Source organism: Pedobacter miscanthi (assembly GCF_003315595.1).
Lineage (GTDB): Bacteria > Bacteroidota > Bacteroidia > Sphingobacteriales > Sphingobacteriaceae > Pedobacter > Pedobacter miscanthi.
Genome location: NZ_QNQU01000009.1, coordinates 1 through 26586, shown reverse-complemented (window position 1 = coordinate 26586; position 26586 = coordinate 1). Strand labels below are relative to the sequence as shown.

The window sequence follows — 26586 nt, the reverse complement described above, 5'->3', positions numbered from 1 at the left end:
CGCTCTCATATATATAAACAACCAAAAAGGCGATTTATTATATTCGGTGTAAAATATTTTTTATTTTTTTTCTGCAGGCTTTTTCGCTGCGGTTTTAACCTTCTTTTCAGCAGTTGGAGCTTCTTCCGTAACTTCTGCTTTTTTCTTTGCAGGTGCTTTAGCTTTCTTTACTTCAGCAACAGGTTCTTCAGCGGCTTCAGTTTTCTTTTTTGCTGGTGCTTTAGCTTTTTTAACCGCTGCCGGAACTTCCTCAGCTACCGCTTCTTTTTTCTTAGCCGGTGCTTTTGCTTTCTTTTCTTCAACAGGTACCTCGATAACATCTTTTTTAACTTCCGCTACTTTAGGCGCATGCTCCTGTTGCAGGTAATTGGCCAGAATCTGTCTTAAATATACCTCTGGTTTAGGCATATTGATGATTGTTCCAGGCTCTTTATCCTGCGATTGTTTAATATAAGCTGATTTTATTTTGCCCCAATCTTTAGAGTAAAGCCTGATAAACATCTCTACAAATTGTTCGTCTGTATATTTTTTAGGCAACCTACCCAGCACTGCCTGAATTTTTTCTTCTTTTCTATGTAATACCGCCATCGATTTTATTTTGCACAAAGATAGCCGAATTTTATCATTATCAGTGTTTTGCTTTTTTAGCGGTAATGGCGATTTTTTTTACTTCCGTTTACCTGTTAAGCATCCGCGTATTCCAGCTCTTTTTCAGTTCTTCTGCTTTTAACCAACCTTTCGCGATGTTTTAAGCCCCATTCTCTCAACTCATTAATTACCTTATCTAACGATTCGCTATAAGGCGTTAATTCGTAGGTTACAGTTACAGGAGTGGTAGAAAACACTTTGCGCACTACAAATTCGTTGAGTTCTAAATCTTTCAATTCTTTAGACAGGATTTTCGGGGTAATCTCTCCCAATGATTTCTGGATTTCGTTAAAACGCTGCGGTCCTTCCTGCAAACTGATAATTAAAGGCAGTTTCCACTTGCCATTTAGTACATAAAGCGCATCTTTTACTGCATTTAAACTTGCTGTGCAGGCTTCTTTACTGCGGTGTTCTTTTGCTGGTCCCATTTTACAAAGGTATATGCTTTCGTAAAGGATACCACTATCCTTTGGGATACTAGTATCTTTTGGATAGCAAAAGTACATAAGTTTGCATCAAAAAAATAATATGAAAATGAGAACACTTAAAATTACTTATTGGATATCAACAGCTTTGGTAGCATTGATGATGATTTTTTCGGGTTATTCGTACCTCACTAACGAAACCATTAAACAGGCTTTTCACCATTTGGGTTTCCCGGATTATTTCAGGATAGAACTGGCAATCGCAAAAATTATTGGCGCGGTTATACTATTGATCCCCATAAAAGGAAAGTTAAAAGAGTGGGCTTATGCAGGTTTTGCTATCACCTTTGTTTCTGCATTTATTGCACATACCGCTTCAGGCGATCCCATCAATAACCGGATCGGGCCGGTAGTGTTTTTAATCGTTTTATTCTTATCCTATTTTACCAACCAAAAACGGCAAGCCGATATTTCATAATTTCAGGTCGAACCATCCGATAAATACCATGTAAATCGATTTAGCTGTGTTTGCAACAAATTAATTGATAAAATCCTCCCTTTCGGATTTTTATTTTAATTTAGGATATGATGCGCACATTTACCAAATATTCAGCCCTGTTTTTCATCGGATCAATCGGCATTTTAATGGCTTTTACCAATAAGCCTAAACCTAAAAAAGCCTTAGATAAAAGACCTAACATTATCGTGATTCTGGCCGACGATCTGGGCTTTTCCGACATTGGTTGCTATGGAGGCGAAATTAAAACACCCAATATCGATTTTCTGGCAAGTAGGGGAGTACGTTTCAGGAATTTTTACAATACCTCGCGCTGTTGCCCTACACGGGCTGCTTTATTAACCGGATTTTACAACCATAACGCGGGCATCGGCGAAATGACAACCGACCGGAATATGGAAGGATACCGCGGCGCCATCACTGAAAATTCAGTAACATTAGCCGAAGTTTTAAAAGATGCAGGTTACAGAACCGCCATGTCGGGCAAGTGGCATGTTTCCAATACCATCGAACAGTCAACACCTCAGGCACAATTGGATTGGCTAAACCATAAAACAAACTTTCCCCTGTTTTCTCCAATCGATCAGTATCCAACCAGCAGGGGTTTTGAAAAATTTTTTGGAACACTCTGGGGAGTGGTCGATTTTTTTGATCCTTTTAGTCTGGTAAGCGGTACAACCCCGATTAAAGAAGTGCCCAAAGATTATTACCATACCGATGCCATTAACGATACAGCTGCAACTTATATCCGGGAATTTAGTAAAGGCGATAAACCTTTTTTCCTGTATGTAGCCGAAAATGCACCACACTGGCCTTTACAGGCAAAACCTGAAGATATCGCTAAATATAAAGATACTTATAAAGTAGGCTGGGATGCCATCCGCGAAGCGAGATATAAAAAAATGGTTGCCATGGGATTGATTGATCCTAAAACGGCTCCTTTATCTCCGCGCAAATCGACCGTGAAGTGGGAAGATAACCCAACCAAAACTTTTGATGAAATGGCGATGGCTGTGCATGCGGCTATGATCGATAGAATGGACCAGGGGATTGGCCGGATCATTAAAACTTTAAAAGAAACCAATCAACTGGATAATACGCTGATTATCTTCTTGAGTGATAATGGTGCTAGTCCGGAAGATGCCATGCGTTACGGACCAGGTTTCGACCGGCCAAGCGAAACCAGGACAGGAGAAAAAATTGCTTATCCCATTTACAAAAAGGTAATGCCGGGTCCGCAAACCAGTTATACCTCTATCGGACCAATCTGGGCAAATGTAGCCAATACGCCATATCAACTGGCTAAAGCACAATCGTACGAAGGTGGTGTACACACCCCAATGATTGCTTTCTGGCCAAAAGGAATAACGGCTAAGAACGGAAGTTATAGCGATCAGGTTGGACATGTGATGGATTTTATGACCACTTTTGTAGAACTGGCCAAGGCGAAATATCCCGGCAATTATAAAGGAAATAACATTAAACCTATGCAAGGTTTAAGTTTAGTGCCTGCATTAAAAGGAAAGGTTTCAAGCGGGCACGAAACTTTGTTTAACGAGCACTTTAATGCACGTTTTGTACGAGCCGGTGACTGGAAAATGGTTAATTTATCTGATGATTCTACCTGGCATCTTTATAACATCAGAAATGATAAGACAGAATTAAATGATGTGGCTGCCCAACATCCTGATAAAGTAAAAGAGCTGAATGCAAAGTGGCAGGCCTGGGCAAAAGAAAATCATGTACTGCCTAAGCCATAAGGTGTTAAGATTTCGGTCGGTGAGACACCGACCAATAGAATCAAAAAAAGGCGTCATCTCGACTGAAACGTCCCGAATATTTGGGGGAGAGATCTGCCCTGATAGATTTCACTTCGCTAGACCTCCAGACGATGGAGCCGTAAAATCCGTGTTTTTCCGTGCATCCGTGGCGATTAAGAAAGTGTAATAATAAACTGATGGTCTTAGCGAGACGCTAACAATGCTATTAAGTTAAGCCAATAACCCCGGATATATAATTTAACCACAGATAAAAAGGATGCACACAGATGAAATCCGTGTTTATCTGTGTGCATCTGTGGTTAAAAAACCTAACTTAATAGCATTGAAGACGCTAAGACCAGTAAAAGTTAATTGTGGTTTCGGTCAGTGAGCCACCGACCGATAAAGCTTGCTCAGTGTGACAGTGTTTCTGCCGAAGATATGCTAGCTTTTCAAGGCCTCAATAATCTTATCTGTATCATCAACTTCGCCCAACCGTGGAAAAATGCGCTTTACACTATGTTCGTGCGCATCTGCATTCGTATCTGCAATTGCGTCTTCTGCAAAAGTAATGTTGTAGCCATGTTCGCTAGCTGCCCTGGCCGTTCCCTCTACACCCACACTGGTAGAAATGCCAGCAAGTACAATTCCGGTGATTCCCCGTTTTTTCAGTTCAGCATCAAGCTTTGGATTTGTAAAAGCATTCCATGCATTTTTTGTGATGAAAATATCATTTTCTGTGGTTTTAATTTCTGGCGCAATTTCGAACCATTCGTCAGGGAAGCTGGTAAATTTTGCATTGGCATCTGTACGTAAATTATTCAGCAGTGATTTGGTCGGATCTACGTTTACCACTACAATGGGCAGATCTGCTTTGCGGAATGCCGAAACCAATGCTGCGGCTTTTGCTAAAATTTCGTTAACAGGCTTTACGACAGGAAATTGTACAATTCCTTTCTGAAGATCGATTAAAACCAAGGCTGTTTTTTTATCTATTGAAGTAACCATTTTTATAGTGATTTATTATATTTTTTCTAATTCGAGCTGGTTAATTTCTGGTTTGATGGCTGTATTTTTTATTTCATCTTTCCGGAGTTTCCGGTATAAATAAGTGCCGATAAAAAGTGCAATAGCGCCCTCCATTAAAACCGTATCGGGTGTGCCGATCCATTGCGAAATGGCACCTACCAGTAATCCGCCCAAAGGTTGCATACCGAAAAATGCCATCGCATAAAAACTGATAACGCGGCCGCGCATGGATGGATCGACTGTGGTTTGGATGAGGGTATTGCTAATGGTGATCTGCGACATCATGCCGAAGCCCGAAATGGTAGCAAAAACCAGTGCAATAGGGTAATAAGTGGTGTGCGAAAACAAAATCAGGCCCAATCCGAAAATTAAGGTGTTAATAGCAAGGATTTTCCTGAGGTTTCGTCCGGGTTTTAACGAGGCGAGAAAAATAGCGCCCGAGAAAGCACCCAAACCGATCACACTGTCAATTACACCAAAAGTTGATGCCGTACCTTTAAAGATATCTTTCGCATAAACAGGAATTAGTGTACTGAAAGGTAAAACCGTTAAACTAATCAACGCCAGCATAACCAGGATAATGCTGATAGAAGGTGTTTTCCTGATATAGGCAAAACCTTCTTTCAGTTCTTCCACTACATTTTTGGTATTGGGTTTTGCAATATATTTTGGCAGTTTCATCATCAGTAAAGAACCAATAACTGCAATAAAACTTACGGCATTAAGGCCGAAACAGATATCGTCGCCAAATTTTTCTAAAGCCAGTCCAGCTAAACCCGGGCCGATTAACCTCGATAAATTAACCATCGATGAGTTTAGTGCAAGTGCATTGGGCAGATCGGCTTTATCATCCACCATTTCGTAAACCAGCGATTGCCTTGCGGGAACATCAAAGGCATTAATCAGCCCGAGCAAAGCACTTAATGCAATAATTTCCCATACCGAATAATGCCTGAAGAAAATCAACAAGGTTAACAATACGGCCTGGATCATGGAGGCTACCTGAGTGATTAACAATAGCTTGTAACGGTTATAACGATCGGAAGCGACTCCGCCTAAAAAGGAAAAAATAAATGAGGGGAAGAGACTGGCAAAAAGCGTTAAACCCAGCATAAATTTAGAATGGGTTTCTGAATAAATTACCCAGCTTACGGCAGTTTTCTGCATCCAGGTTCCAATCAGCGAAATAGACTGTCCGCCAAAGTATAACCGATAATTACGGCTTTTAAAGGCATTAAATGTGCTGATTTTCATATTCTTAATATTCTACCAGTTTGGCCAACGGACCAATTGCTGCCTTTAAAATTTCCTGTTCTTCTTTATTGCACACTTCGGCAATGGCTTTGCTTAACCATTCATTGCGCTCGTTCCGCACCTGCTGGATCATCTCTTTGCCCAGTGCCGAAATGGAAAGGTATATTTTGCGCTTATCGGTATCGGATGGCTTTTTTTCAATCAGGCCGAGTTCATTTAAATGGGTAATCACCTGTCCCATCGATTGTGGAGTTATTTTTTCGATCACCGCAAGTTCTGCAGCAAGTAGGCTTTGATTTTCTAACGAAACCAATACAGCCCTTTCGGTTTGTGATAATGGCGTATCTACAGGCGAAAGTTTGCGCATTTTTCTCACCAAACGGGTTAAAACCGGACGGAGTTGCGCAGCGATGTCCTGACTATTTTTTGTACTCATATTAATAAGTAAAACTTATAAGTTTACCTTACAAATATACGCCTCTTTATTTAAGAAATTATGTTTTTTAAAAAATCGACACAGGATTTACAAATGCTACTTTTTCCAGCCCTTCTGCATTTTTTTATAGGCCTTTTTACTAATTTTTGATTTCTTTTTAGATCGGGATTTGCCTTTTTTCTTGCGGGCATTAATGTTATTTACCAGCGAATTTTTAACACCCAATTTGTTTTTCTTGCCTTTCTTTTTATCCTTTTTCTTTTTGCCTTTTTTCTTTTTCTCAGCCATAATATTTTGGTTATTTCCTATAGTTCAACAACAAATCTGTTAAAAAGGTTCCCGCAAAAGTTAAATGAGCTTTTTAACAAAGTAAATTGATCCTTTCAGCAAAGCTTAGCCTTCTCTTACGAGCTACCTTTGAATATAAATAATGGAAAAAATGAAAAAAGTTTGGTTTATAACAGGTAGCTCCCGCGGATTGGGACGTAGCCTCACAGCACAGGTATTGGCAAAAGGTGATTTTGTTGCTGCAACGGCAAGAAATATCGAAGCATTAAATGATTTTGTAGAAAAATACCCCGGTCAGGTTTTGCCGGTTACTTTAGATGTTACCAATTATGATCAGGTTCATTTAGCGGTAGAGGCGGCAGTAGAACATTTTGGTAGGATAGATGTATTGGTAAATAATGCTGGTTTTGGTATTGTTGGTGCCGCCGAAGCTTTTACCGAAGAGCAGGTACGCAGTCAGCTGGAAACCAATTTGTATGCGCCTATTGAAATTACCCGCGCCGTATTGCCTTTTATGCGCAAACAACGCTCAGGCAGGATTTTACAGATCAGTTCGGTAGGTGGCCGCGTAGGTAATGCCGGGTTAAGTATGTACCAGGCTGCAAAATTTGGATTGGGCGGTTTTACTGAAGCGTTGGCCAAAGAAGTGTTAGATTTGGGGATTTTTGTAACCAGTGTAGAACCAGGCGGTTTCCGTACCGATTGGGCCGGAGATTCGATGACATACGCACCCGCTGTAGAAGGTTACGAAAACAGTGTTGAAAAACGTTCTGATTTCTTTAAAAGTGGAAAATTTGTACCAATGGGTGATCCGGAAAAAGCCGCAAAAGCCATGATTAACCTGGTAGAAAGCCCTGAACCGCCAATGCATTTGGTATTGGGAAGTGAAGCCATCGGCCTGCTTAAACAGGCTGATGCTGCAAGAACTGCCGAAATGGAAAAATGGATGGACGTAAGTTTATCAACCGATCATGATGAAGCAGAGAACTTTTTAGCTACAGATTTAGGGAAGTCTTTTATAAAGAAGTAAGTTTTTTGGTAGCAAATTCATTTATAGTTTCTTGCCACGGAGACACAACTTAACACTGAGTATTTATTAGAATAGTTTTTCGCTCGTTTTGTCATCCTGAGCGGAGTCGAAGGATTCTTACTTCAGTTAAGATCAGACAATTATGTCGCCACGGAGACACAGATTTGCACGGAATTTTTTCTCTTAGCATGTATTGCAATTGCTTAAATATTAACCATAGATAAAAAGGATGAACCCAGATGACATATTGTAGAATTAAGATCTGTGTGCATCTGTGGTAAAAAAATAATAAGCCATGCAAAATGTAATAGAATAACACATAAAAAGATTATAATCTGTGTTTTTAGTGCATCCGTGGCGATTAGTAAAAAATATTAACCACAGATAAGAAGGATGAACACAGATGACATATTACAGAATTAACATCTGTTTTTACCTGTGTGCATCTGTGGTTAAAAAATACATCAATCCGCTTAAAAACCTTAAATTTGAACAACATGCCAAATCAATTAAAACGTCCGGATATTATGTTTTCCTGTTATGCTCAAAAAAGCAGTGAGGGCGAACAGTTTATACCCAACCATTCTTTAGGGCTGGTGATTGCCGGTACTTCGGAGATTTTTATCGGCGGTGAAAAATTTACCTTTTCGGATGGCGACTTCAGGTTTTTCAGGCGGAACCAGCTGGCGCGTTATACCAAATATCCTCCGGCAGGCGGAGAGTTTAAATCCATCAGCATTAATATCGATCAGGAGATTCTGCACAGCATCAGCACGGAGTATAACCTGCAAATGGACAAACCCAACCCCGATATTAAAGGTTTGGCACTCGAAACCAATGGCCTGCTGAAAAATTATATTGATTCGCTTTGGCCTTACCTCGACGGAAATAATGGATCTAACCAGGCTTTAGTTGATTTAAAAGTTAAGGAAGCGGTAATCATCTTATTGCAAACCAACCCGGTGCTAAAGGATGTGCTTTTTGATTTTTCTGAACCCGGAAAAATCGATCTCGAAGCCTATATGAACGCGAATTACAAATTTAATGTAGACATAAGCCGCTTTGCCTATTTAACAGGCAGGAGTCTGGCTACCTTTAAAAGGGATTTCGAAAAGATATTTAACCTTTCGCCTAACCGCTGGCTACAGAAAAAACGGTTAAATGATGCCTATTACCTGATTACCGAAAAAGGCTGGAAATCATCTGATGTATACCTTGAGGTTGGTTTTAAAGACCTTTCACATTTTTCGTTTGCTTTTAAAAAGGCCTTCGGTATTGCACCATCGCGGGTATGAATCTAAAAAAGCTCCATCAACTTTACATCGGTGGAGCTTTAAATCTAAAATCCTTTTTTGTTTTTAGTATAATCCTAATTCTGCAAGGGCTGCAAACTGAAGGCCATCATAAGCAGAATTGGCAATAACTTTGAAATACCTTAGCGATTTAGCCGTGCCAAAGCTAAAATATTGCGCTCCATAGGTGTTTTGAGCCACATAGTTATTTACAGCGGTGAAATTAGTGCCATCGGTACTGGTTAATACCTGGAAGTTTTTAACCGCCCGCGATAAACCGCTGCGTTGGGTTAAACTCAATCCGTTTGCGGTTTTAACCGATCCCAAGTCAACTACGATAGTGTGTGGATAACTGGTTGCCGAACTTGTCCACCTCGAATGCCAGTAAGTAGCCGAGCTGCCATCGATCAGTTTAGCTGCCCTTCCGTTTACGGTACCCTCACCACTGGTTTCTTCCGAGCTGAATGAGGCGATTGTCCAGCCTGTTTTGCTCAATTCGTTTTGCGTACTGAAAGTTAAAACTGGAACTCCGCTGGCAAATGTATAATTATAAACCGTTTCGGTTACATTGCCGTTTTCGTGCACCAGTTTTACCTTTAATTCGTAAGGAATACCGTCCGATTTATACTGCAGGTCGGAAATGGGCATTTCGACATAAAAACTATCTAAACCTATCGATTTAGATTCCCAGGTGGTGGCATTATAATCGTGGTTTACACCGGTACCTTCGTTATTAACGTTCGGATCGTTGTAGTATACAATGCTGTTCACCTTAACGCTTGTAGAATATTTACCGGATACAATAATCGCACTTTTTGTTGAAGAATAACTAGCATGTATTTTATCTATACTTGCCGAAACCGCACCGTAATAGGTTTTGCTGTCGTTATTAAAAATCTGGTTCACATTTAAAATGGCGGCATCGGTTGCAGTTAAAAAAGTTGGCGATTTACCCAGCGTTCCGTTACCGGCCCACATTAAGGCCATGCCCAAGGTTGCGTTTTCTGAAACTTTCTGGCAATTGTGCGGCAGGTTTAAACCATGGCCAAGCTCGTGCATCATACCGCCGAACCAAACACTGAAGCGGTTACCATCTGTGTCATTTTTGCCCAGGTTTTTAATGTCCATACCCTCATAGTCGAGCGCATAACACCATTTTCCTGTTCCGTAAAACGGTCCGCCACTTGGTGTACCATCGGGCTGAAAACTGTAACGCGGGATAATAATCAGCGTATGGTCGCTGGTTTTTTCCGTAGGATGGGCAGCAAAATAAGCGTTGATCTCGCTTGCAACTGCACCACTTCCGCCTGAATAAGGATAACTGCTTTTTGGCAAGCTTCCCCTGATCAGTATAATTTTTACACCACCTGTAGCCGTATCAGGCAGTAATCCAAAAGTTTTATTACCGTAGCCGTTGCGGTTCATTTCACCTTTGTACCAGTTTTGTCCCCATATCATCAAATCACTCAGTCTTTTTCTATAATTAGGCAAAGTATCCAGGTCGCTTGGTACAAAATAGATCAGGTTAAGGTTGCGGGTTTGTGTAACCAGGTTGGGATTTACCAGCGAAGTTTTGTTTTTTAAACCAGGAAGGTCTTCCTGATTTTCTGTAATCTGGTTTTTCCTGCAGGCCGTGCTCAATCCTGCAAGTAAAATGCAGGTATAAAGGGCGAATTTTTTCATAGTTTTTTTAAGGTTTAGGTTGTTTAATATTGGTTAGATATTAATGGTTAGGTATGATTGGGATTTTAGAATTCGGAATGAGGAAAACCTGGAGAATAATAAATTAGCGTACCAACGCTTTCTAATAAATACGGATTCATAAGTGCTTGTATACGATTTGTTTAATTGTTAAATCAATATAAACAGAATTGACCGGTGGCAGGAAAACAAACTCCACGCAAACGTTTGATGTATATTTTTTGAAAAATGCTGCGAAAAACAATAATTTATGCCATTGTTGTTGCTAAAAGCAAATTAAGATTAGGTAGAGGCAGCTTTTTTGTTAGGGTAAGAAATATTTACCAGCAGCTAAGCACAGAAATGAGGTATAAATTGATTGTAGTAATAGAAAGACAAACGTTTGTTCAAACTTTTATCTTTTCTGTAGTTGTGTAAGCTTTGGGGAGGTTTGATATAAACACTTATTTACAGGTAGATGCTAAATATCTGAGGTATCCGGCGTAAAGTGGCTCATTTACCATTCTTTTTAAAGCCCTCAGGTGAGGATCTTTAAGATTGTTGCCTTCACTTCTTAATTTCATAAAGTTTAAACCTGATTGAAGCGGGAGGCAATCGCCTTTTTCAGCAAGTTCTTTGGTTTTGAGCAATGAATACTCAAATGCGGCTTTTTCGCTGTTTTCCGGATTCCAATCGGCCTGTTTGGTTGTAATGTAATAATGCAGGTGACCAACTTCGTGATAAAGTACAACAATTAACCGGTTATCATCAAAATTGGGGCGGGGCGTTAGGATATAATCGATATTAATGGTAATGATCCCTTTTGGCGACGCAAATGCCGGACCAACACCCTGTTGTTTTACAAATCTGATTTTTTTGATTAACGGGTCATTTACTATAATATATTGAAATTCTCTATAAAATTTGGGATAAAGCTGTTTTGATTTTTCAATAACCCGGTAACCTGTACTGTCTGGAATGGTATCGCGTTGGGCTAACGCAGCAAAAGAAATAACCAGACCAAAAATCATTAGAAAAATTGATTTCATTTCTTAATGACTCGTTTGTAAATGAATGGTTTAATAACTCCATAGAATTGCCGTCATTGCGAGAAGGCTTTTTCAGCCGACGAAGCAATCTTTCTCGCAATAATCGTTGCAGGAAAGATTGCTTCCCCGAAAAGTCGGGGCCGGCTGTCGTACCTACTCGCAATGACGAGCCTTTTTTATTTAATTTTGTCAATGGTAGCACGCTATCGAGAACCAGGTAAGTGCCCGGCGAGGCTTAATCTGTCTAGATAGATTAAGCCTCGCCGCTATGCTTCGGTCGAGATGACGTTTTGAATGAGAAATAGAGACGAACGGAAGTAATTAAACTTTTTTAGGAGGAAGGTCAAAAGCAATGGCTTCGTGCTCGAAATGGCCATTATGTGCGCCATCGCAAAAAGGTTTATTTTTAGATAAACCACAACGGCAGATCGATAATACTTCTCTGCCCTGTAAGCCGTAAACGTTTCCGTTTCTATCTACAATTTCGAAATCGCCCTCAATTTTAACAGAGCCGTTATTATTAATGGTAAGTTTTGTTTTAGACATGTTTGTTTGTTATGCCGCAAAACTAAGCCATAAAAACCGCAAATTTTTTACTGATTTCTATTTAGAAACATTCTCCCTTATGCTTCTAGAGCTTCTTTTTTGATTACATAGGCAATCATATCCGTCCTGATTTCGAAACCCAGTTTTTGATAGAGTTTTACTGCTCCATCATTATCGTTGCGTACATGCAGAAAAGGGATTTCGTTTCGCAGTAAAATACGTTTAATCTGTTCCTGTAAAATTTTGAAAGCATATCCTTTGCCCAAATAATCGGGATGGGTACAAACGGCACTAACTTCGCGGTAAGGGCTGGGGAAAAAACGATGGCCAGCCATGGAGGCCAGTTTTCCATCTGCAAATATGCCGGTATAATTGCTCAATTCGATTGTTTTGATGAGAAAAGGCCCCGGTTTGGTTAATTCCACAAGATCGATCATTTCTGAAACATGCCCCAGATCGAGTTCTGTTAATCCTGAGGCATCTGCAATAGGAATCTCCGATCCGCGAAAAACCAGTTGGAACATATCGATGTGTGTTAGTAATTTCCATTTTTCGGGTATTTCGACAGGCGTTTTACTGAAAAATACAAATAAACTGTCCTTTGGACTGATCTGATAAAGTGTATCCAGGTTTTCCTGCGAATTTTCCTTTAGTCCGGCAAATGCAGCAATATCTTCGCTATAATATTTTACCTCTTCTGCACCTTTTGCCAGGTGGTTATGGCCGGAAATTAAGGCATGATAAATCGGATTATCCAGTATATGTTCCATGCCGCAAAGATATTAAAAGCTAAATCAGGCGAGGGTAATTTTAACTATGTCTAATTAAATCATCGCTCATGCTATTATAAGGGTTTAGCCACAGATATGCACAGATAAACACAGATTTGTATCTGGCTTAAAATGATGTTTCGATAAAGTATTTACTGATTCAAAAAAGTTTCGATCAGATGTACTGTAAATCCGATCGTTTTATCACTTACATCAGGGTTTAAGTTTTCGCCAATCATAGCGCCATGAAAACCGGGTAAAATAACCAGCCTTGAACCTTCAATCAATCTCGATATTTTAACTACATGTTCGGGCATGATTACATCACGGTCGGCTACCATTAATAGGGCCTGCGATTTAATTCCGCTGATATCATTATCGCTTAGGTCAACAAAATCGAGCATACGCTGTTTGTCTTTTTCGAACATCGTTTGCAATGCATTTTGATCAGGATTAACTTCCAGAAAAGAAGTTTTTAGTGCTTCAGGCATGTGATCGATCGTGGCATCTCCGAAACCATTGTAAAAACCTTCAATTAACCCTTCTCTCTGATAATTGGCGGAAATGACGATGATTTTATTTACCACATCCGGATAATGTGCGGCAATGTGTAAAGTTGTTGTGCCACCGTTGCTGAAACCCAGAAAATTTGCCTTTGCTATTTTGAGTTGCTTTAATAGTGTGATTACATCTTTAGCATCCTGTGCGAAAGATTCGGGCTCATCACGGTCGCTGGTGCGCCCATGCGCCTGAAGTTCGACAGCTATTATTTTACCTGTGGCAACTAAAAAAGGGATTAATCTGCCGAAAGTAGATTGTATGGTAGAACCACCACCATGGATCAATACGAGTGGAATTTCGCCTTCTCCATAAATCTCATAATACATATTGATGCCGTTTACAACTTCTTTTCCAGCTTTTTGGGTTTCCATGGAGATCGATTTAAGTTCTGTTAAACAAAGCTAATGGATTTATTATAAAGAAAGGGTTCGATAAAAGACAATTTTAGGGCGATTTGGGCCACTAAGAGCCTCATTTCTTTGGTTTTTTAACTTTTCGGGCATAAGCCTCCAAAAACTGGTCAATTCCTGCCGCTGTATACCCCAATAACCTCGAATTTTCTCCTAAATCAGATGAAACTATTGTTGTTTTTTCTCTAATCTGAGTCATGCAATACATATTAATGGCCTGTTGCATTGGTAAAGTAATGTATTGTTTTGCTTCGGCAATTTTACCGCTTAAAATAATGAGTTCAGGGTTAAATAACTGGATTAACATTGATATGCCCTTCCCCATATATGTTCCCACATTCGATAATAATTGGATGGCATACTGATCGCCTTTATTAGCGGCTTTAATAATCACTGCAGGTTCAATCCTTTCCAGTTCTTCTTTACTCAGCTGGTTGAGCATTGAATTTTTGCCCGATAAAATACCATCTTTAGCCATCTCCGAAAGGGCATTTCCTGAAGCAATGGTTTCTAAACAACCATGTTTGCCACAGTAACACAATGCTCCATTTTCGATAAAAGGAATATGGCCAAGTTCTCCTGAAAAACCACAGTTGCCCTGTCTTAATTTTCCATCCATAATTATACCCAGGCCAACGCCCCAATCCATTAGCAAAACCAGTACATTTCTTTTGCCTTTAGCCATTCCGTGTGTAAACTCGGCCATTGATGAACCATTTACATCATTCTGGATTACCACCGGGAGATTCAATATTTTTTCAAAAGCCGCAGTTAAAGAAATATTTTCCCCGTCGCTTAAAAAGTAACTGTAGTTTTCGCCTTTTTCGGCATCAATTAAACCGGGCATACCTACGCTGCAGCCAATTAGCTGTTTGTTACTGATCCCTGCAGATGTGAGAAATTCATGCAAATGTGCTTTTAAAATATGGAAAAAATCTGTCCTGCTTTTGGAGATGGGTAGCAAAAAGGTTTTAACCTCCGAAACAAAATTGTAATTGTTGTCGATGATTGCAACTTTAGTGCTGAAAAGTTCAATATCGATACAAAGGATGAGGATTTTTTTATCCTTTAAGCGGTAAAGATCAGGCTTCCGGCCGCCTATAGATATCCCAAAGCCTTTTTTCTCTACCCAGCCTTCGGCAATCAGCACCGTTAATAATTTTAGCACGCTGGGTGTGCTCATATCCATCACCTCACAAAGGCCCGACACCGAAGCTGCACCCATATTAAAAAGATGTTTAATCAGTTTGTGTTTATAAACCGACTGCTTATCGTTGGGTGTAACCGATAAGTGATTTAATAGGTTAAGATTCATTTGGTTAGCAATAATATTTTGATAAATATAATTAACTTCTATAAAAAAATTACTAAAGTTTTTTTAATACGTAAAAAAATCATTGATGTTTTGCCTTTACAATATTTTCTTGCTAACATTAAGTTAAAAATATACAACAATATTTACGGAGTAACCGGCCGTGTAAGTATATTTCTACAATACCTAACCAAAAATGAAAACTAAAGAAGAACCACAAAAACAGTCCAGTTCCAGGCGGGATTTTATTAAAAAATCTGCAATTGGTCTGGCCACTTTTACCATTGTACCCCGTTATGTACTCGGCGGACAAGGTTACCTTGCCCCGAGCGACAAACTGACCAAAGCTGTAATCGGCGTTGGTGGTATGGGCAGGGGCCATTTTGGCTATGAAGATACCCAGGTAGTTGCCATCTGCGATGTTGACCAGAATCACCTTAAACAGGCTGCGGCCATGCTGGATAAAGGTGTAAAAACATTTAGCGATTACAGGGAACTGATACAACTGCCCGAGGTAGATATTGTACACATTGCCACACCACCACACTGGCATGGTATTATGGCAGTTGATGCCGCTAATGCAGGTAAGGATATCTGGTGCGAAAAACCAATGACGCATACCATTGGGGAAGGGAAAAGAGTGGTGGAAGCTGTAAAACAGCATGGCCGGATGTTTAGGCTAAATACCTGGTTCAGGTTTAAGGATACTTTTTATGGGATGGGCACTACCGTAAAACCGATTAAAAAACTGGTCGATAGCGGTATGCTGGGCTGGCCTTTAAAGGTAACGGTAAGTAAACACACGGGTTACGACTGGAAATTTTACTGGGTAGGCAAGGATCATCTGGAGCCTCAGCCTGTGCCACCAGAGCTCGATTATGATGCATGGTTAGGTCCTGCACCTTATAAACCTTACAATGCACACCGAGTGCACCAAACTTTTAGGGGCTATTGGGATTACGATGGTGGTGGATTAAGCGATATGGGGCAGCATTATATTGATCCTATCCAGTATTTTTTGGGTAAAGATGATACCAATCCCATCTCGGTAGAGGTAGACGCACCACAACAGCATACTGATGCGGTGGGCATTTGGCGCAGGATAACTTATACCTATGCCGATGGTTGCCAGATTATATTGGATGGCGAAGGAAAAGATGCCAATGTACCTTATATTGAAGGACCAAAAGGAAAATTATATCCGGGTTTCAAATCTGATATCCCTGATCTTGAACGTAAACTGGCGCAGTTCCCCGATCCTGATCCGGAGATTGTAGAATTTTCAGAATCGGTAAGAACCAGGAAGAAATTTGCCCTCAATGAAGAGAACGGGCATCGTTCGTGCAACATTGTAAACATTGGCCTGGCAGCTTTAAGGTTGGGAAGATCGTTAAAATTCGATCCTATTAAACAGGAGTTTATTGATGACGAGGCCGCAAACAGGTTAATTAATCCGGTAATGCGTGCACCATTTTCCATTTAAAACATTCCAATAAGCTATCATGAATAAAAAAATATTATGGGTACTGTTAGCTGTAATGCTCTTCAATACCATATATGCCTCGAGCGTTTTTGCCCAGGATAAAAAAGACGAAAGAACCACTGCTACGCGTATCGCCGATCTGCTGGCACAGTTGCCTGCAAGAGATGCCACTCAGTTAACACGCAATATGAAAGAAGTTGCTGGTTTGGGCGAAGATGGGTATGTAACCTTAATTAGTGGTTTAACCGTATCAGAAAAAGGTAACAATGCTTTAATTGAATATACCGTAGGCGGTTTTACCGCTTTTGCCACTAAAAAAGATCAGCAGGCAGCCAGAGAAATGGCAGTTAAAGCATACTGTAAAGCTTTAACTAAACTAACAGATAAACAGAACAAAGCTTTTATTATTAGTCAGTTCGATCTGGTAGGGGATGATGCTGCAATAGGCTGTTTAGCAAGTTATCTTACTGATCAGGACCTTGCCGACGAAGCATCAAGGGCACTGGCAAAAATAGGAACGCCAAATGCTATTTCGGCACTTAGTAATGCACTCCCAAAAGCAAACGGTAAGGCTAAAATTGCCATAATTGAAGCTTTAGGCCATAGCCATGCAAAAACTGCAGCAACAGCCATAGCACCACTGGCTACCGGTAATGATAAAGAACTGGTTAAGGTAAGTTTGTTTGCATTGGCCAATATTGCTGATCCATCATCAAAAGAGATTTTGATTAAAGCTGCTGAACAAGCAGGCTATAAATATGATCAAACCAATGCAGTAGCGGCTTTATTGCTGTATGCGCAAAAAAATGAAATAACAGATAAAACAGATGCTGAAAGCATAGCCAAAACCATTTTAGCAAAAGCAATTGCCGATGATCAGGTAAATGAGCGTATAGCTGCATTACAATTATTAGCGGCAACAGAGGCTAATCAGGAAACGCTGTTGTTGGCTATGCAGGATAAACAGTTTGAATATCGTGCAGCTGCGGTTAAATTTGCCGCTACGAGTGTAAATGATGGCAATAGCGGGGCATGGTTAAGTCAGTTGAAAAAAGTTGATGCACCAACCCAGGTCGCTATTCTGGATATGCTGGCCAATAGCAAGGCCAAATCCGTGCTGCCGGAAATTTTAAAATACATCAAAAGTGAAAATCAACAAGTAAAAACAGCGGCCGTTAATGCTGCGGTAAAACTTGGAGGAGAGGGTGTTTTGGATGATTTATTAAAGCTGATGAGCAAGGGTAACGCAGCCGATCTTACCACTATTTCTGATGGCATTTTGAGGATAAAAGGCGAGGAGGTAACCACTAAAGTAGCAGCTTATCTGCCAAAAGCTAAACCAGAGGTACAGGTAGCGCTAATCAATATTTTGGCCACCCGTGCAGCAACTAATCAAGCCGCTGTGGTTTATGATTTACTGAACAGTAAAAAACCCGAAGTTAGGAAAGCTGCTTTCGCCGCATTAAAACATGTTTCTACCGCCGAAAATAAAGCGCAGCTATTTGTTCTTTTAAATAAAACCAGCGATCAGGCCGAGCTTACAGCGGTTCAGGATGCAATTATCGCGTCGGTAAAAGGAACTACAGATCTGGCCGCACAAACAGATGCCATTCTGCAACAGATGAACAATACATCCGCTGATAAGAAAATCCTGTTTTATAAAGTTCTGGCGGCATTAGGTGGACAAAAATCATTAAAATCTATTTCTGATGCTTATGCAGCAGGTGATGATACAGCGAAAAAAGCGGCTATTGAAGCGCTTTCATCATGGTCGGATGCAGGTTCAACTGCCGAACTCATCGGTATTGCCCGTACCGCCACCAATCCTGAACTTTTAAACCAGGCTATTTTAGGCTACCTCAATCTGGTAAGAAAAAATAATTATCCTCCCGAGCAGCGTTTATTATTGCTGCGCAATGCCATGCCAGTGGCCAAAACCCCGGTCCAACAGCAACAGATTCTTAAAGATACCGAGCAGGCCAAATGTTTTAATGCAATTGTTTTCGCGGGGCAATATTTAGACAATACAGCTTTACAACAGGCTGCGGCGAATGCGGTAATGAATATCACCATGGCTGGAACCTACAATGGCGATATTGTAAAAGACCTGTTAAATAAAACCATTGCTGTAATTACCGGTGGCGACGCAGGTTACCAAAAGGAGGGCATGCGCAAGTACATTTCAGAAATGAAACCAGGCGAAGGTTTTGTAAAGGTGTTTAACGGTAAGGATTTATCCGGCTGGAAAGGCCTGGTTGCCGACCCTATTAAAAGAGCTAAAATGGATGCCAAAACTTTGGCCGATGCACAGGTGAAAGCAGATGCCGAAGCACAGGAAAGCTGGAAAGTGGTAAACGGTGAATTACAGTTCCAAAGCCATGGCAATAACCTGGCAACGGTTAAAAAATATGGCGATTTTGAGATGCTGGTTGACTGGAAAATCATCGACGATAAAAAAGGCGAAGGTGATGCCGGTATTTACCTGCGTGGTACACCACAGGTACAGATCTGGGACCTCGCCCGTACAAAAGTAGGCGCCCAGATAGGTTCAGGTGGATTGTATAATAACCAGACCAACGAAAGCAAACCGCTTAAAGTGGCCGACAACAAACTGGATGAATGGAATACTTTCAGGATTTTAATGAAAGGCGACCGTGTAACCGTTTATCTTAACGGGCAACTGGTTACGGATAATGTAATCCTGGAGAATTATTGGGACAGAAGCCTGCCTATTTTTGCCGAAGAACAGATCGAGTTACAGGCTCACGGTTCGCCGGTAGCTTACCGCGATATTTATATCAAAGAAATTCCCCGCCCTAAACCTTTCGAACTGAGTGCACAGGAGAAAAAAGAAGGTTATAAAATTTTGTTCGATGGAACCAATATGCACAACTGGACAGGTAATACTACTGATTATGTAATTGAAGATGGCAACATTGCTATCCGCCCGAAACCGGGTAAAGGTTCTGGCGGTAATTTATTCACTAAAGAAGAATTCAGCGATTTCATTTACCGTTTCGAGTTTCAGTTAACCCCGGGCGCAAATAATGGCCTCGGAATCAGGGCTCCGCTCGAAGGTGATGCTGCTTATGTAGGCATGGAATTACAAATCCTGGATAACGATGCGCCCATTTATAAAGATTTAAAAGTGTATCAGTATCATGGCTCTATTTATGGTACCATCCCTGCCAAAAGAGGCTTTTTAAAACCTACCGGAGAGTGGAATTATGAAGAGGTAATTGCCAAAGGCTCGAAAATTAAAGTAATCCTTAACGGGACTGTTATTTTAGATGGGGATATCGAGCCTTTTAAGAAAAACGGCACGCCCGATCATCAGGAACATCCAGGTTTATTGCGCGAAAGTGGTCATATCGGTTTCCTTGGTCATGGCTCACCCGTGCAATTCCGTAACATCAGGATCAAAGACCTCAGCAAAAAAGAAACAGATTTAAAAGCGAAAAAGAAATAAGTTAAATTAGCAGTATAACCTTAAATAATAATGGAAGATAAGGCAAATTCGAATACCGGAAATTCGAGAAGAAACTTTATTAAAACAACGGCGCTTGCTGCGGCCGGATTTATGATCGTACCCCGCCATGTATTGGGTGGTCCCGGTTTTTTAGCGCCGAGCGACAGGCTTCAACTGGCAGGAATAGGAGCAGGGGGAAAAGGTGAGGGCGATATTGCCAGTATAGTTAAGGGTGGTAAAACAGATGTTGCTTTTCTTTGCGATGTTGATGATAGGAGGGCTGCAAATTCATTGAAAAACTTTCCAAAGGCAAAATATTACAAAGATTACCGCGAACTGCTGGATAAAGAAGGCAAAAATATTGATGCTGTAACCGTATCTACGCCCGATCATACCCACGCACAGATTGCCATGGCAGCCATGCAGCTGGGCAAACACGTGTACGTACAAAAACCTTTAACGCACGATATTTATGAAGCCCGGATGCTAACAGAAGCCGCCAGCCGCTACAAAGTGGTTACGCAGATGGGAAACCAGGGTGCCTCAGGCGACGGTGTAAGAAGGTTGCAGGAGTGGTACGATGCCGGCAGGATAGGTAAAGTGCATACCGTTTACTGCTGGACCAACCGGCCTGTGTGGCCTCAGGGAATATCATGGCCTACGGTAAAAGAGGAGGTACCTAAAGAACTCGATTGGGACCTTTGGTTAGGTAGTGCTCCTTACAAAGATTACATCAATAAACTTGTTCCCTTCAATTGGCGGGGCTGGTGGGATTACGGTACCGGAGCCATTGGCGATATGGGTTGCCACTTAGTAGAGCCTCCTTTCAGGGTGTTGGAGTTAGATACACCGATCAGTGTTGAATGTAGTGTAGGTAGCGTGTACGTTGATGAATTTAAACGTGCTTATTTGCCCGAAAGCTGTCCGCCATCAAGTCACGTAATCATGACTTTTGCAAAAACACCTAAAACCAAACACGAAGTTCAGGTACATTGGATGGATGGTGGTATTAAACCCGAACGTCCCGAAGAACTTGGAGCAAACGAAAGCTTTGGCGATAACGGCGTGTTATTTATCGGTACAAAAGGAAAAATGATCTGCGAAACTTACGGTAAAAACCCGCGGCTGCTTCCTTTATCACGGAATGAATCAGATAAAACCAAAATTACCATTCCAAGGATTGTAAATCAGGAAGAAGGTCATTATACCCAGTTTGCTGAAGCTGCAATAGCGGGTTACGGAAAAATGCAGCTCAGCTCACCTTTTGAAATTGCCGGGCCGCTTACCGAAACCTTACTCATTGCCAATCTCGCTATTCGTGGTACCGACGTGCAACGCAGAGATACAGCTGGCAAGATCAGTTACCCCGGCCGTGACATTAAAATGCTCTGGGATAAAGTAAACATGAAGGTGACCAATTTTGATGAAGTAAATCAGTTTGTAAAACGTGAGTACCGCAAAGGCTGGACTTTGGGCGTATAAAAGAATGAGTGAATGGGTGGATTTTGAATGAATGAAGGTGCGAATGAGTGAGTGAAGGCGTGAATGAATGAATGGAAAGTCTAACCTTTAACATTCCAACATTAAATTAAAAGTATGTCGATTGAAAATAAAAATTTAAGGGTTTTGGTGGTAGGCTGTGGCAATATGGGGGCTTCCCATGCCATGGCTTATCATACGCTGCCCGGTTTCGAAATATGCGGACTGGTTTCTACCGGAAAAAGCAAGGAAATCCTGAACGAAAAACTGGGTGGAAATTATAGCTTATACACCGATTTTTATGAAGCCATTGCCATTACCAAACCCGATGCCGTTTGCATATCAACCTATCCCGATACACACGAAGCCTATGCAGTAAAATCTTTCGAAAACGGCTGTCATGTATTTATTGAAAAACCATTGGCCGATAGCGTAGAGGGGGCAATTAAAGTGGCCGAGGCCGCTAAAAAAGCCAATAAAAAATTATTGGTGGGGTATATTCTGCGTTATCACCCATCCTGGACGAAATTTACAGAACTGGCCCAAACTATGGGCAAACCCCTGGTGATGCGCATGAACCTGAACCAGCAGAGCCATGGCCCAAAATGGACCGTACACCGTAACCTGATGAAAAGTTTAAGTCCTATTGTTGATTGTGCGGTACATTATATCGATATCATGTGCCAGATGACGCGGTCTAAACCAGTGCAGGTAAGTGCCATTGGTGCCCGGCTTACTAACGATGTTCCCGAATGGAATTATAATTATGGACAATTGCAGATCCGCTTCGAAGATGGCTCTGTGGGCTGGTATGAGGCAGGCTGGGGGCCAATGGTAAGTGATAATGCCTTTTTTATCAAAGATGTTTTTGGACCAAAAGGGGCTGTTTCCATTGTAGCTAAAAAAGCTGGCGCCGCCGGAAATTCTGATAATATTGATGCGCACACCAAAACCGAATCCATTAAAGTGCATCATGCAGATTTAGATCCACAGGATGAATTCAGTAAAGCTGATGAATGGATTGATCTGGCCGATGAACCCGATCATCAGGAACTTTGCAACCGTGAGCAGTGTTATTTTTTGAAAGCGATTAAAGAGGATATTGATTTAACCGATGCCACCCAGGATGCCATAAACAGTTTAAAAATTGCTTTTGCCTGCGACGAATCAGTAAAAACAGGCGAAATGATCCGGTTGGATTAATAATTATTTCTTTAACAAATGGCCGTCATCTCGACCGGAACGCAGTGGAGTGGAGAGATCTAGCTAGATAAATCTCTCGGCTACGTTTCACTTTGCTCGAGATGACGGGTTGAGAGGAACTATTATGCAGCATTTTATTGACAATATGCAATTCCGCCCAGCTAGGCCATAGTACAATATCTCCGTTCTGCTTAATTCCGGCCTAACAAATTTTTCGGACTTTACTGACCTAGCCAAGCCACTGGCTTTCAAAGAAAAATTTTCAGCCGGCATTTTTTGTTTCTTTTTGATGCCAAAAAGAAAGAGCCCATCGGCGGCGGTGAGCCGAGGCAAGGCTGTGTTATAAGGCAAAAAATGATTGATTATAAACGTCAACAATTCCTGCGTATCTAACATCCAGTTGAAACCTATATCAATAAATAACCACTTTTCGCTATCATTGTAGGAGTATTCTTTCCTGCAAATCCGATCCATGAACGATAACGATACCAAACGACTTTCGCGTCTCACCGCAATCCTGACCCAATTGCAAACCAAACGTTTGTTAACAGCACCCGAACTTGCAGTAAGATTCTCAGTTAGTGTAAGAACTATTTATCGCGATATTAAAGCTTTAGAGCAGGCTGGTGTTCCGGTACTTACCGAAGAAGGAAAGGGTTACAGGATAATGGAAGGTTATAAAATTCCTCCCGTAATGTTTACCGAGAGTCAGGCCAATGCCTTGATTCTTGCCGAACAGTTGGTTTTGAAAAACAAAGACGCCTCTTTTATCAAAGATTATTTGGAAGCCATAGATAAAATTAAAGCGGTATTGGGGCATAAAGTAAAAGATAAAGTAAATCTTTTAGCCGAACGTACCCGCTTTACCCAAAATTTTAATAACGAAAGAAACAGCAACAACCTTTCCGATCTGCAGTTTGCACTCACTAATTTTTATGTTACCCGTATAGATTACACCAACGAGGCCAGCCAGACAAGCTCGCGTTTAATCGAACCTTTTGCGCTGCTGAGTACCCAGGAAAACTGGTTACTGGTGGCCTGGTGTCGCTTACGCAACGCATTCAGGTATTTTCGCCTTGATCGGATTAAAAAACTCGAAATGCTCAGCGAGAAGTTTAATCCTCATAAAATGACACTTCAGGAATTTTTCGACAAATATCATTAAGCTCATTTATACCCCTGACATAGGGCTGTCAATTGGCTGCATTAGTTTTGTGGTGTAAACATAAAATTAATGAAAATGAACAACCTCTTTAATCCTTCTGATACCGATGCCATTTTAACCCGGATTGAAAAACTTTCCCCAACTGCCCAAAAACAATGGGGCAAAATGAATGTGAACCAGATGCTTGCCCACTGTAACGCATCGCTCGAAACAGCAATGGGTTTACACAATCCAGAACGATTGGGTTTTGTAGGCCGCTTTTTTGGAAAATTGATGAAACCAAAGTTTTTTAGCGAAGTACCCTTCCCTAAAAATAGTGCTACTGATAAAAGCTATATCATCAAAGGTAATCCCGATTTTGAAACTGAAAAAGCAAAAGTGATCAGGCAGATTAAAGCTTTTTCAGCTGGTGGCCCTGCCAAATGTACCAGACATCCACAGGCGTTTTTTGGCGAACTTACGCCCGATGAGTGGGCCTTAATGCAATGGAAACATTTCGATCATCATTTAAGGCAATTTGGGTATTAACCAACAATGAAAATGAAAAAAGAGATCGAAACTTTTTGTCCGGCAAGCCAGAAAGATTGGAGGCAGTGGTTAACCGAAAACCATAGCACAAAACAATCCGTATGGCTTGTTTATCATAAAAAAATATCAAATGTGCCCTCAATTTCCTGGAGCCAGGCTGTTGACGAAGCACTTTGTTTTGGCTGGATTGATAGTACTGCCAGGCCGATTGATGAGCACACTTTTATGCAGTTTTTCTGTAGGCGAAATCCCAAAAGTATGTGGTCGAAAATTAACAAGGCAAAGGTTGAAATATTAATAAGAGAAGGACTGATGACCAAGGCAGGTTTTGATAGCATAGCCATAGCAAAGCAAAACGGCTCGTGGACGATTTTAGATGCTGCAGAAGGATTAAAAATACCAAAGGATTTAACCGCTGCCTTTAAAACACAACGCGGAGCAAAGGCTTTTTTCCTGAGTTTAAGCAGATCGGTCAGAAAAAGCATGTTACAGTGGCTTGTTCTTGCAAAAAGGCCGGAAACCCGGCAAAAAAGAATAGAGGAGATTGCCCTGCTGGCTGGCCAAAAACAAAAGCCGAAACAGTTTTGATAAATGCTTTTTCGTTTAAAGCACTTTCGATGCATATCAAAACGTTCGGGCACCATTTCTTGAAATGAAAGCTGCGCAAAATAGCTTTGAAATAAACTTCAATAGTTATGTGGGATATTTGGGTATAAAGTGAAAAAGCCGGAGGTTGTAGTCGGAACATAGGTAGAACTCTATGTAAACGTAACTACAGACAGGATACCTGTAATTGTGGGTTATCGCCTTTATTGTTAAGAAAAATCTGCGCACTTGCAACCATTTGTTTAAGGATCCCGTCCTACCGTTAACCGGTTGGTTACCGTACATTTTTTCCTTGATCAATACCATGAAAAAAATCATATTACTATTTTTTACCATCAGCTTGTCGGCTAATTTATTTGCTCAAGGCAATAAATCAGCAAGCGATAGCATAGCAGTATTTTATGATCAACTTTTTATTAATCTAAAGAGAGATTATTTATTTAAAAAGACAGTTGATTGGAAAGTGGTCGAATCACATACGAGGCAAAATCTGACCCAATACCGTAATTTTGAAAGCTCGCTTGGAGAAATCAGTATGCTCTTTGATGAAATGGGGGCAAATCATTGCATTGTTTTTTATAAGGGGAAAAAATATGCCGGAACAGGTAATAAAGTTTCAGATCCTAAATATAGCGAGCAGTGGAAGAAGAAATATGTTACAAAACCTGGTTTCGAAGCCAAAATGCTCAACAATAAATACGGTTATATCCTGATGCCTAATATGGTCTTTTTTGACAATAGCGCTGAAAATATTCATAAAATTGCGCAGCCTTTATACGATCAGATAGCCCGACTTAAAATGAGGGATAAGCCCATAGGGTGGATTATCGATTTGCGCTTTAATACCGGTGGTAATTCAACCCCAATGCTTTTGGCATTGTATGATTTTTTAGGGAATAATAATATCTGGAGCTCACTTAATATAAATGGGAAGGTAATTGATAAAGCAAAGTTAAATAACGGAAAATATCTTAACAATGGTAGGACCTTATCATTTATCAGTCCTGAAGGCGATCTACTCGACGGAACAAAAGTTGCCGTAATTACAGGTGTATTAACGGCTAGTTCGGGAGAAGTTACCGCGTTGGCATTTAAGGGTAGGCCCAACACCATTTTTATAGGCGAAACAACTGCTGGCTTTACAACCGGAAACATATTTTGTGCCCTTCCTTTCGGAACAACAATGGCTTTAACAAAAACTTTTGATGGCGATCGAAATGATAAATATCACCAGAAGATGATTCCGGATATTTTAGTTTCGAAGCATGACAATTTTGATGATTTGTTGTTAGATAAGAATATTGAAGAGGCTATTAAATTTCTTAACAGCCAATAAAAAGATTAACCACGGCACCTCATTTCCTTAAACCCTTTAGTATAAGGTTTTATTTAACCTTTCCATATAAACTAAAAACCTTCGTTTTCAGAATGGAATGGTCATAAAAAAAGCCGCTTCGGATAGAAGCGGCTTTTCGTAGCCCGTAGGGGAATCGAACCCCTGTTTCCAGAATGAAAATCTGGCGTCCTAACCCCTAGACGAACGGGCCATTTTCAGTTTTTAAATTTTCAGTTCCAAGCTTTCAGTTAAACTGATCACTGTAAACGACCAACTGAATTGGTAGCGGGGACACGACTCGAACGTGCGA

At 40.8% G+C, this 26586-nt stretch carries 24 protein-coding genes and 1 tRNA gene; 12 read left to right on the top strand and 13 right to left on the bottom strand.

What is annotated here, in order from left to right:
- Positions 1-60: 60 nt before the first annotated feature.
- Positions 61-588 carry a hypothetical protein gene (locus tag DRW42_RS29065; protein ID WP_208643548.1) on the bottom strand — a complete coding sequence of 176 codons (528 nt, stop codon included), beginning with the start codon at positions 586-588 and terminating at the stop codon, positions 61-63.
- A 95-nt stretch (positions 589-683) separates the two neighbouring features.
- The gene (locus DRW42_RS11615; protein WP_113948997.1) at positions 684-1076 is read right to left on the bottom strand and encodes a winged helix-turn-helix transcriptional regulator; all 393 of its coding nucleotides are present in this window, start codon (positions 1074-1076) and stop codon (positions 684-686) included.
- A gap of 106 nt (positions 1077-1182) precedes the next feature.
- Here DRW42_RS11615 and DRW42_RS11610 point away from each other — a divergent pair, with 106 nt between their 5' ends.
- Together DRW42_RS11610 and DRW42_RS11605 are read left to right on the top strand one after the other, a co-directional pair.
- Entirely contained in the window at positions 1183-1551 is a 369-nt protein-coding gene (locus DRW42_RS11610) for a DoxX family protein (protein WP_113949186.1), read from the top strand.
- Between the two features lie 107 nt (positions 1552-1658).
- The gene (locus DRW42_RS11605; protein ID WP_244215248.1) at positions 1659-3350 is read left to right on the top strand and encodes an arylsulfatase; all 1692 of its coding nucleotides are present in this window, start codon (positions 1659-1661) and stop codon (positions 3348-3350) included.
- Between the two features lie 444 nt (positions 3351-3794).
- On the opposite strand, the gene DRW42_RS11600 is transcribed toward DRW42_RS11605, so the two are convergent.
- The 4 genes from DRW42_RS11600 to DRW42_RS11585 all read right to left on the bottom strand — a co-directional run bounded on the left by DRW42_RS11600 (position 3795) and on the right by DRW42_RS11585 (position 6357).
- A complete protein-coding gene (locus tag DRW42_RS11600; RefSeq protein WP_113948995.1) occupies positions 3795-4358 on the bottom strand; it encodes an isochorismatase family protein in 564 nt (187 codons plus the stop codon).
- Between the two features lie 15 nt (positions 4359-4373).
- Positions 4374-5633: an MFS transporter gene (locus DRW42_RS11595; protein ID WP_113948994.1), complete on the bottom strand. Its 1260-nt coding sequence runs from the start codon at positions 5631-5633 to the stop codon at positions 4374-4376.
- A gap of 4 nt (positions 5634-5637) precedes the next feature.
- A complete protein-coding gene (locus DRW42_RS11590) occupies positions 5638-6069 on the bottom strand; it encodes a MarR family winged helix-turn-helix transcriptional regulator (protein ID WP_113948993.1) in 432 nt (143 codons plus the stop codon).
- A 96-nt stretch (positions 6070-6165) separates the two neighbouring features.
- On the bottom strand, positions 6166-6357 hold the full coding sequence (locus DRW42_RS11585; protein ID WP_113948992.1) for a hypothetical protein: 192 nt from the start codon (positions 6355-6357) through the stop codon (positions 6166-6168).
- Between the two features lie 151 nt (positions 6358-6508).
- Between DRW42_RS11585 and DRW42_RS11580 the strand changes: the two genes are divergently transcribed.
- Both DRW42_RS11580 and DRW42_RS11575 read left to right on the top strand, forming a co-directional pair.
- Positions 6509-7387, top strand: coding sequence for an oxidoreductase (locus DRW42_RS11580; protein WP_113949185.1), 879 nt, complete (start codon positions 6509-6511; stop codon positions 7385-7387).
- A 497-nt stretch (positions 7388-7884) separates the two neighbouring features.
- Entirely contained in the window at positions 7885-8682 is a 798-nt protein-coding gene (locus tag DRW42_RS11575) for a helix-turn-helix domain-containing protein (RefSeq protein WP_113949184.1), read from the top strand.
- Between the two features lie 63 nt (positions 8683-8745).
- On the opposite strand, the gene DRW42_RS11570 is transcribed toward DRW42_RS11575, so the two are convergent.
- The 6 genes from DRW42_RS11570 to DRW42_RS11540 form a co-directional block, all read right to left on the bottom strand.
- Positions 8746-10362 carry a discoidin domain-containing protein gene (locus DRW42_RS11570; protein ID WP_113948991.1) on the bottom strand — a complete coding sequence of 539 codons (1617 nt, stop codon included), beginning with the start codon at positions 10360-10362 and terminating at the stop codon, positions 8746-8748.
- Between the two features lie 461 nt (positions 10363-10823).
- Entirely contained in the window at positions 10824-11408 is a 585-nt protein-coding gene (locus DRW42_RS11560; RefSeq protein ID WP_147243728.1) for a hypothetical protein, read from the bottom strand.
- A 321-nt stretch (positions 11409-11729) separates the two neighbouring features.
- Positions 11730-11954 carry a CDGSH iron-sulfur domain-containing protein gene (locus DRW42_RS11555; protein ID WP_010600649.1) on the bottom strand — a complete coding sequence of 75 codons (225 nt, stop codon included), beginning with the start codon at positions 11952-11954 and terminating at the stop codon, positions 11730-11732.
- Between the two features lie 77 nt (positions 11955-12031).
- Complete coding sequence (locus DRW42_RS11550) at positions 12032-12724, bottom strand: GNAT family N-acetyltransferase (protein WP_113948988.1); 693 nt, start codon at positions 12722-12724, stop codon at positions 12032-12034.
- A gap of 152 nt (positions 12725-12876) precedes the next feature.
- Positions 12877-13656 carry an alpha/beta fold hydrolase gene (locus DRW42_RS11545; protein ID WP_113948987.1) on the bottom strand — a complete coding sequence of 260 codons (780 nt, stop codon included), beginning with the start codon at positions 13654-13656 and terminating at the stop codon, positions 12877-12879.
- Between the two features lie 100 nt (positions 13657-13756).
- Positions 13757-15010, bottom strand: coding sequence for an ROK family protein (locus DRW42_RS11540; protein WP_113948986.1), 1254 nt, complete (start codon positions 15008-15010; stop codon positions 13757-13759).
- A 193-nt stretch (positions 15011-15203) separates the two neighbouring features.
- Between DRW42_RS11540 and DRW42_RS11530 the strand changes: the two genes are divergently transcribed.
- From DRW42_RS11530 to DRW42_RS11490, 8 genes are all read left to right on the top strand, one after another.
- On the top strand, positions 15204-16490 hold the full coding sequence (locus tag DRW42_RS11530) for a Gfo/Idh/MocA family oxidoreductase (RefSeq protein WP_113948984.1): 1287 nt from the start codon (positions 15204-15206) through the stop codon (positions 16488-16490).
- A gap of 19 nt (positions 16491-16509) precedes the next feature.
- A complete protein-coding gene (locus DRW42_RS11525; protein ID WP_113948983.1) occupies positions 16510-19959 on the top strand; it encodes a 3-keto-alpha-glucoside-1,2-lyase-like domain-containing protein in 3450 nt (1149 codons plus the stop codon).
- Between the two features lie 30 nt (positions 19960-19989).
- Positions 19990-21441: a Gfo/Idh/MocA family protein gene (locus DRW42_RS11520; RefSeq protein ID WP_113948982.1), complete on the top strand. Its 1452-nt coding sequence runs from the start codon at positions 19990-19992 to the stop codon at positions 21439-21441.
- A gap of 114 nt (positions 21442-21555) precedes the next feature.
- The gene (locus DRW42_RS11515) at positions 21556-22641 is read left to right on the top strand and encodes a Gfo/Idh/MocA family protein (protein WP_113948981.1); all 1086 of its coding nucleotides are present in this window, start codon (positions 21556-21558) and stop codon (positions 22639-22641) included.
- A gap of 472 nt (positions 22642-23113) precedes the next feature.
- Positions 23114-23806: a helix-turn-helix transcriptional regulator gene (locus DRW42_RS11505; protein ID WP_113948979.1), complete on the top strand. Its 693-nt coding sequence runs from the start codon at positions 23114-23116 to the stop codon at positions 23804-23806.
- A gap of 75 nt (positions 23807-23881) precedes the next feature.
- Positions 23882-24334, top strand: a complete 453-nt coding sequence (locus DRW42_RS11500; RefSeq protein ID WP_113949183.1) for a DUF1569 domain-containing protein — start codon at positions 23882-23884, stop codon at positions 24332-24334.
- Between the two features lie 12 nt (positions 24335-24346).
- Positions 24347-24922 carry a YdeI/OmpD-associated family protein gene (locus DRW42_RS11495; RefSeq protein ID WP_113949182.1) on the top strand — a complete coding sequence of 192 codons (576 nt, stop codon included), beginning with the start codon at positions 24347-24349 and terminating at the stop codon, positions 24920-24922.
- 322 nt (positions 24923-25244) lie between these two features.
- Positions 25245-26276 carry a S41 family peptidase gene (locus DRW42_RS11490; protein ID WP_113948978.1) on the top strand — a complete coding sequence of 344 codons (1032 nt, stop codon included), beginning with the start codon at positions 25245-25247 and terminating at the stop codon, positions 26274-26276.
- A gap of 139 nt (positions 26277-26415) precedes the next feature.
- Here the strand turns inward: DRW42_RS11490 and DRW42_RS11485 are convergent.
- Positions 26416-26487, bottom strand: a tRNA-Glu gene (locus DRW42_RS11485).
- Positions 26488-26586: the final 99 nt, after the last annotated feature.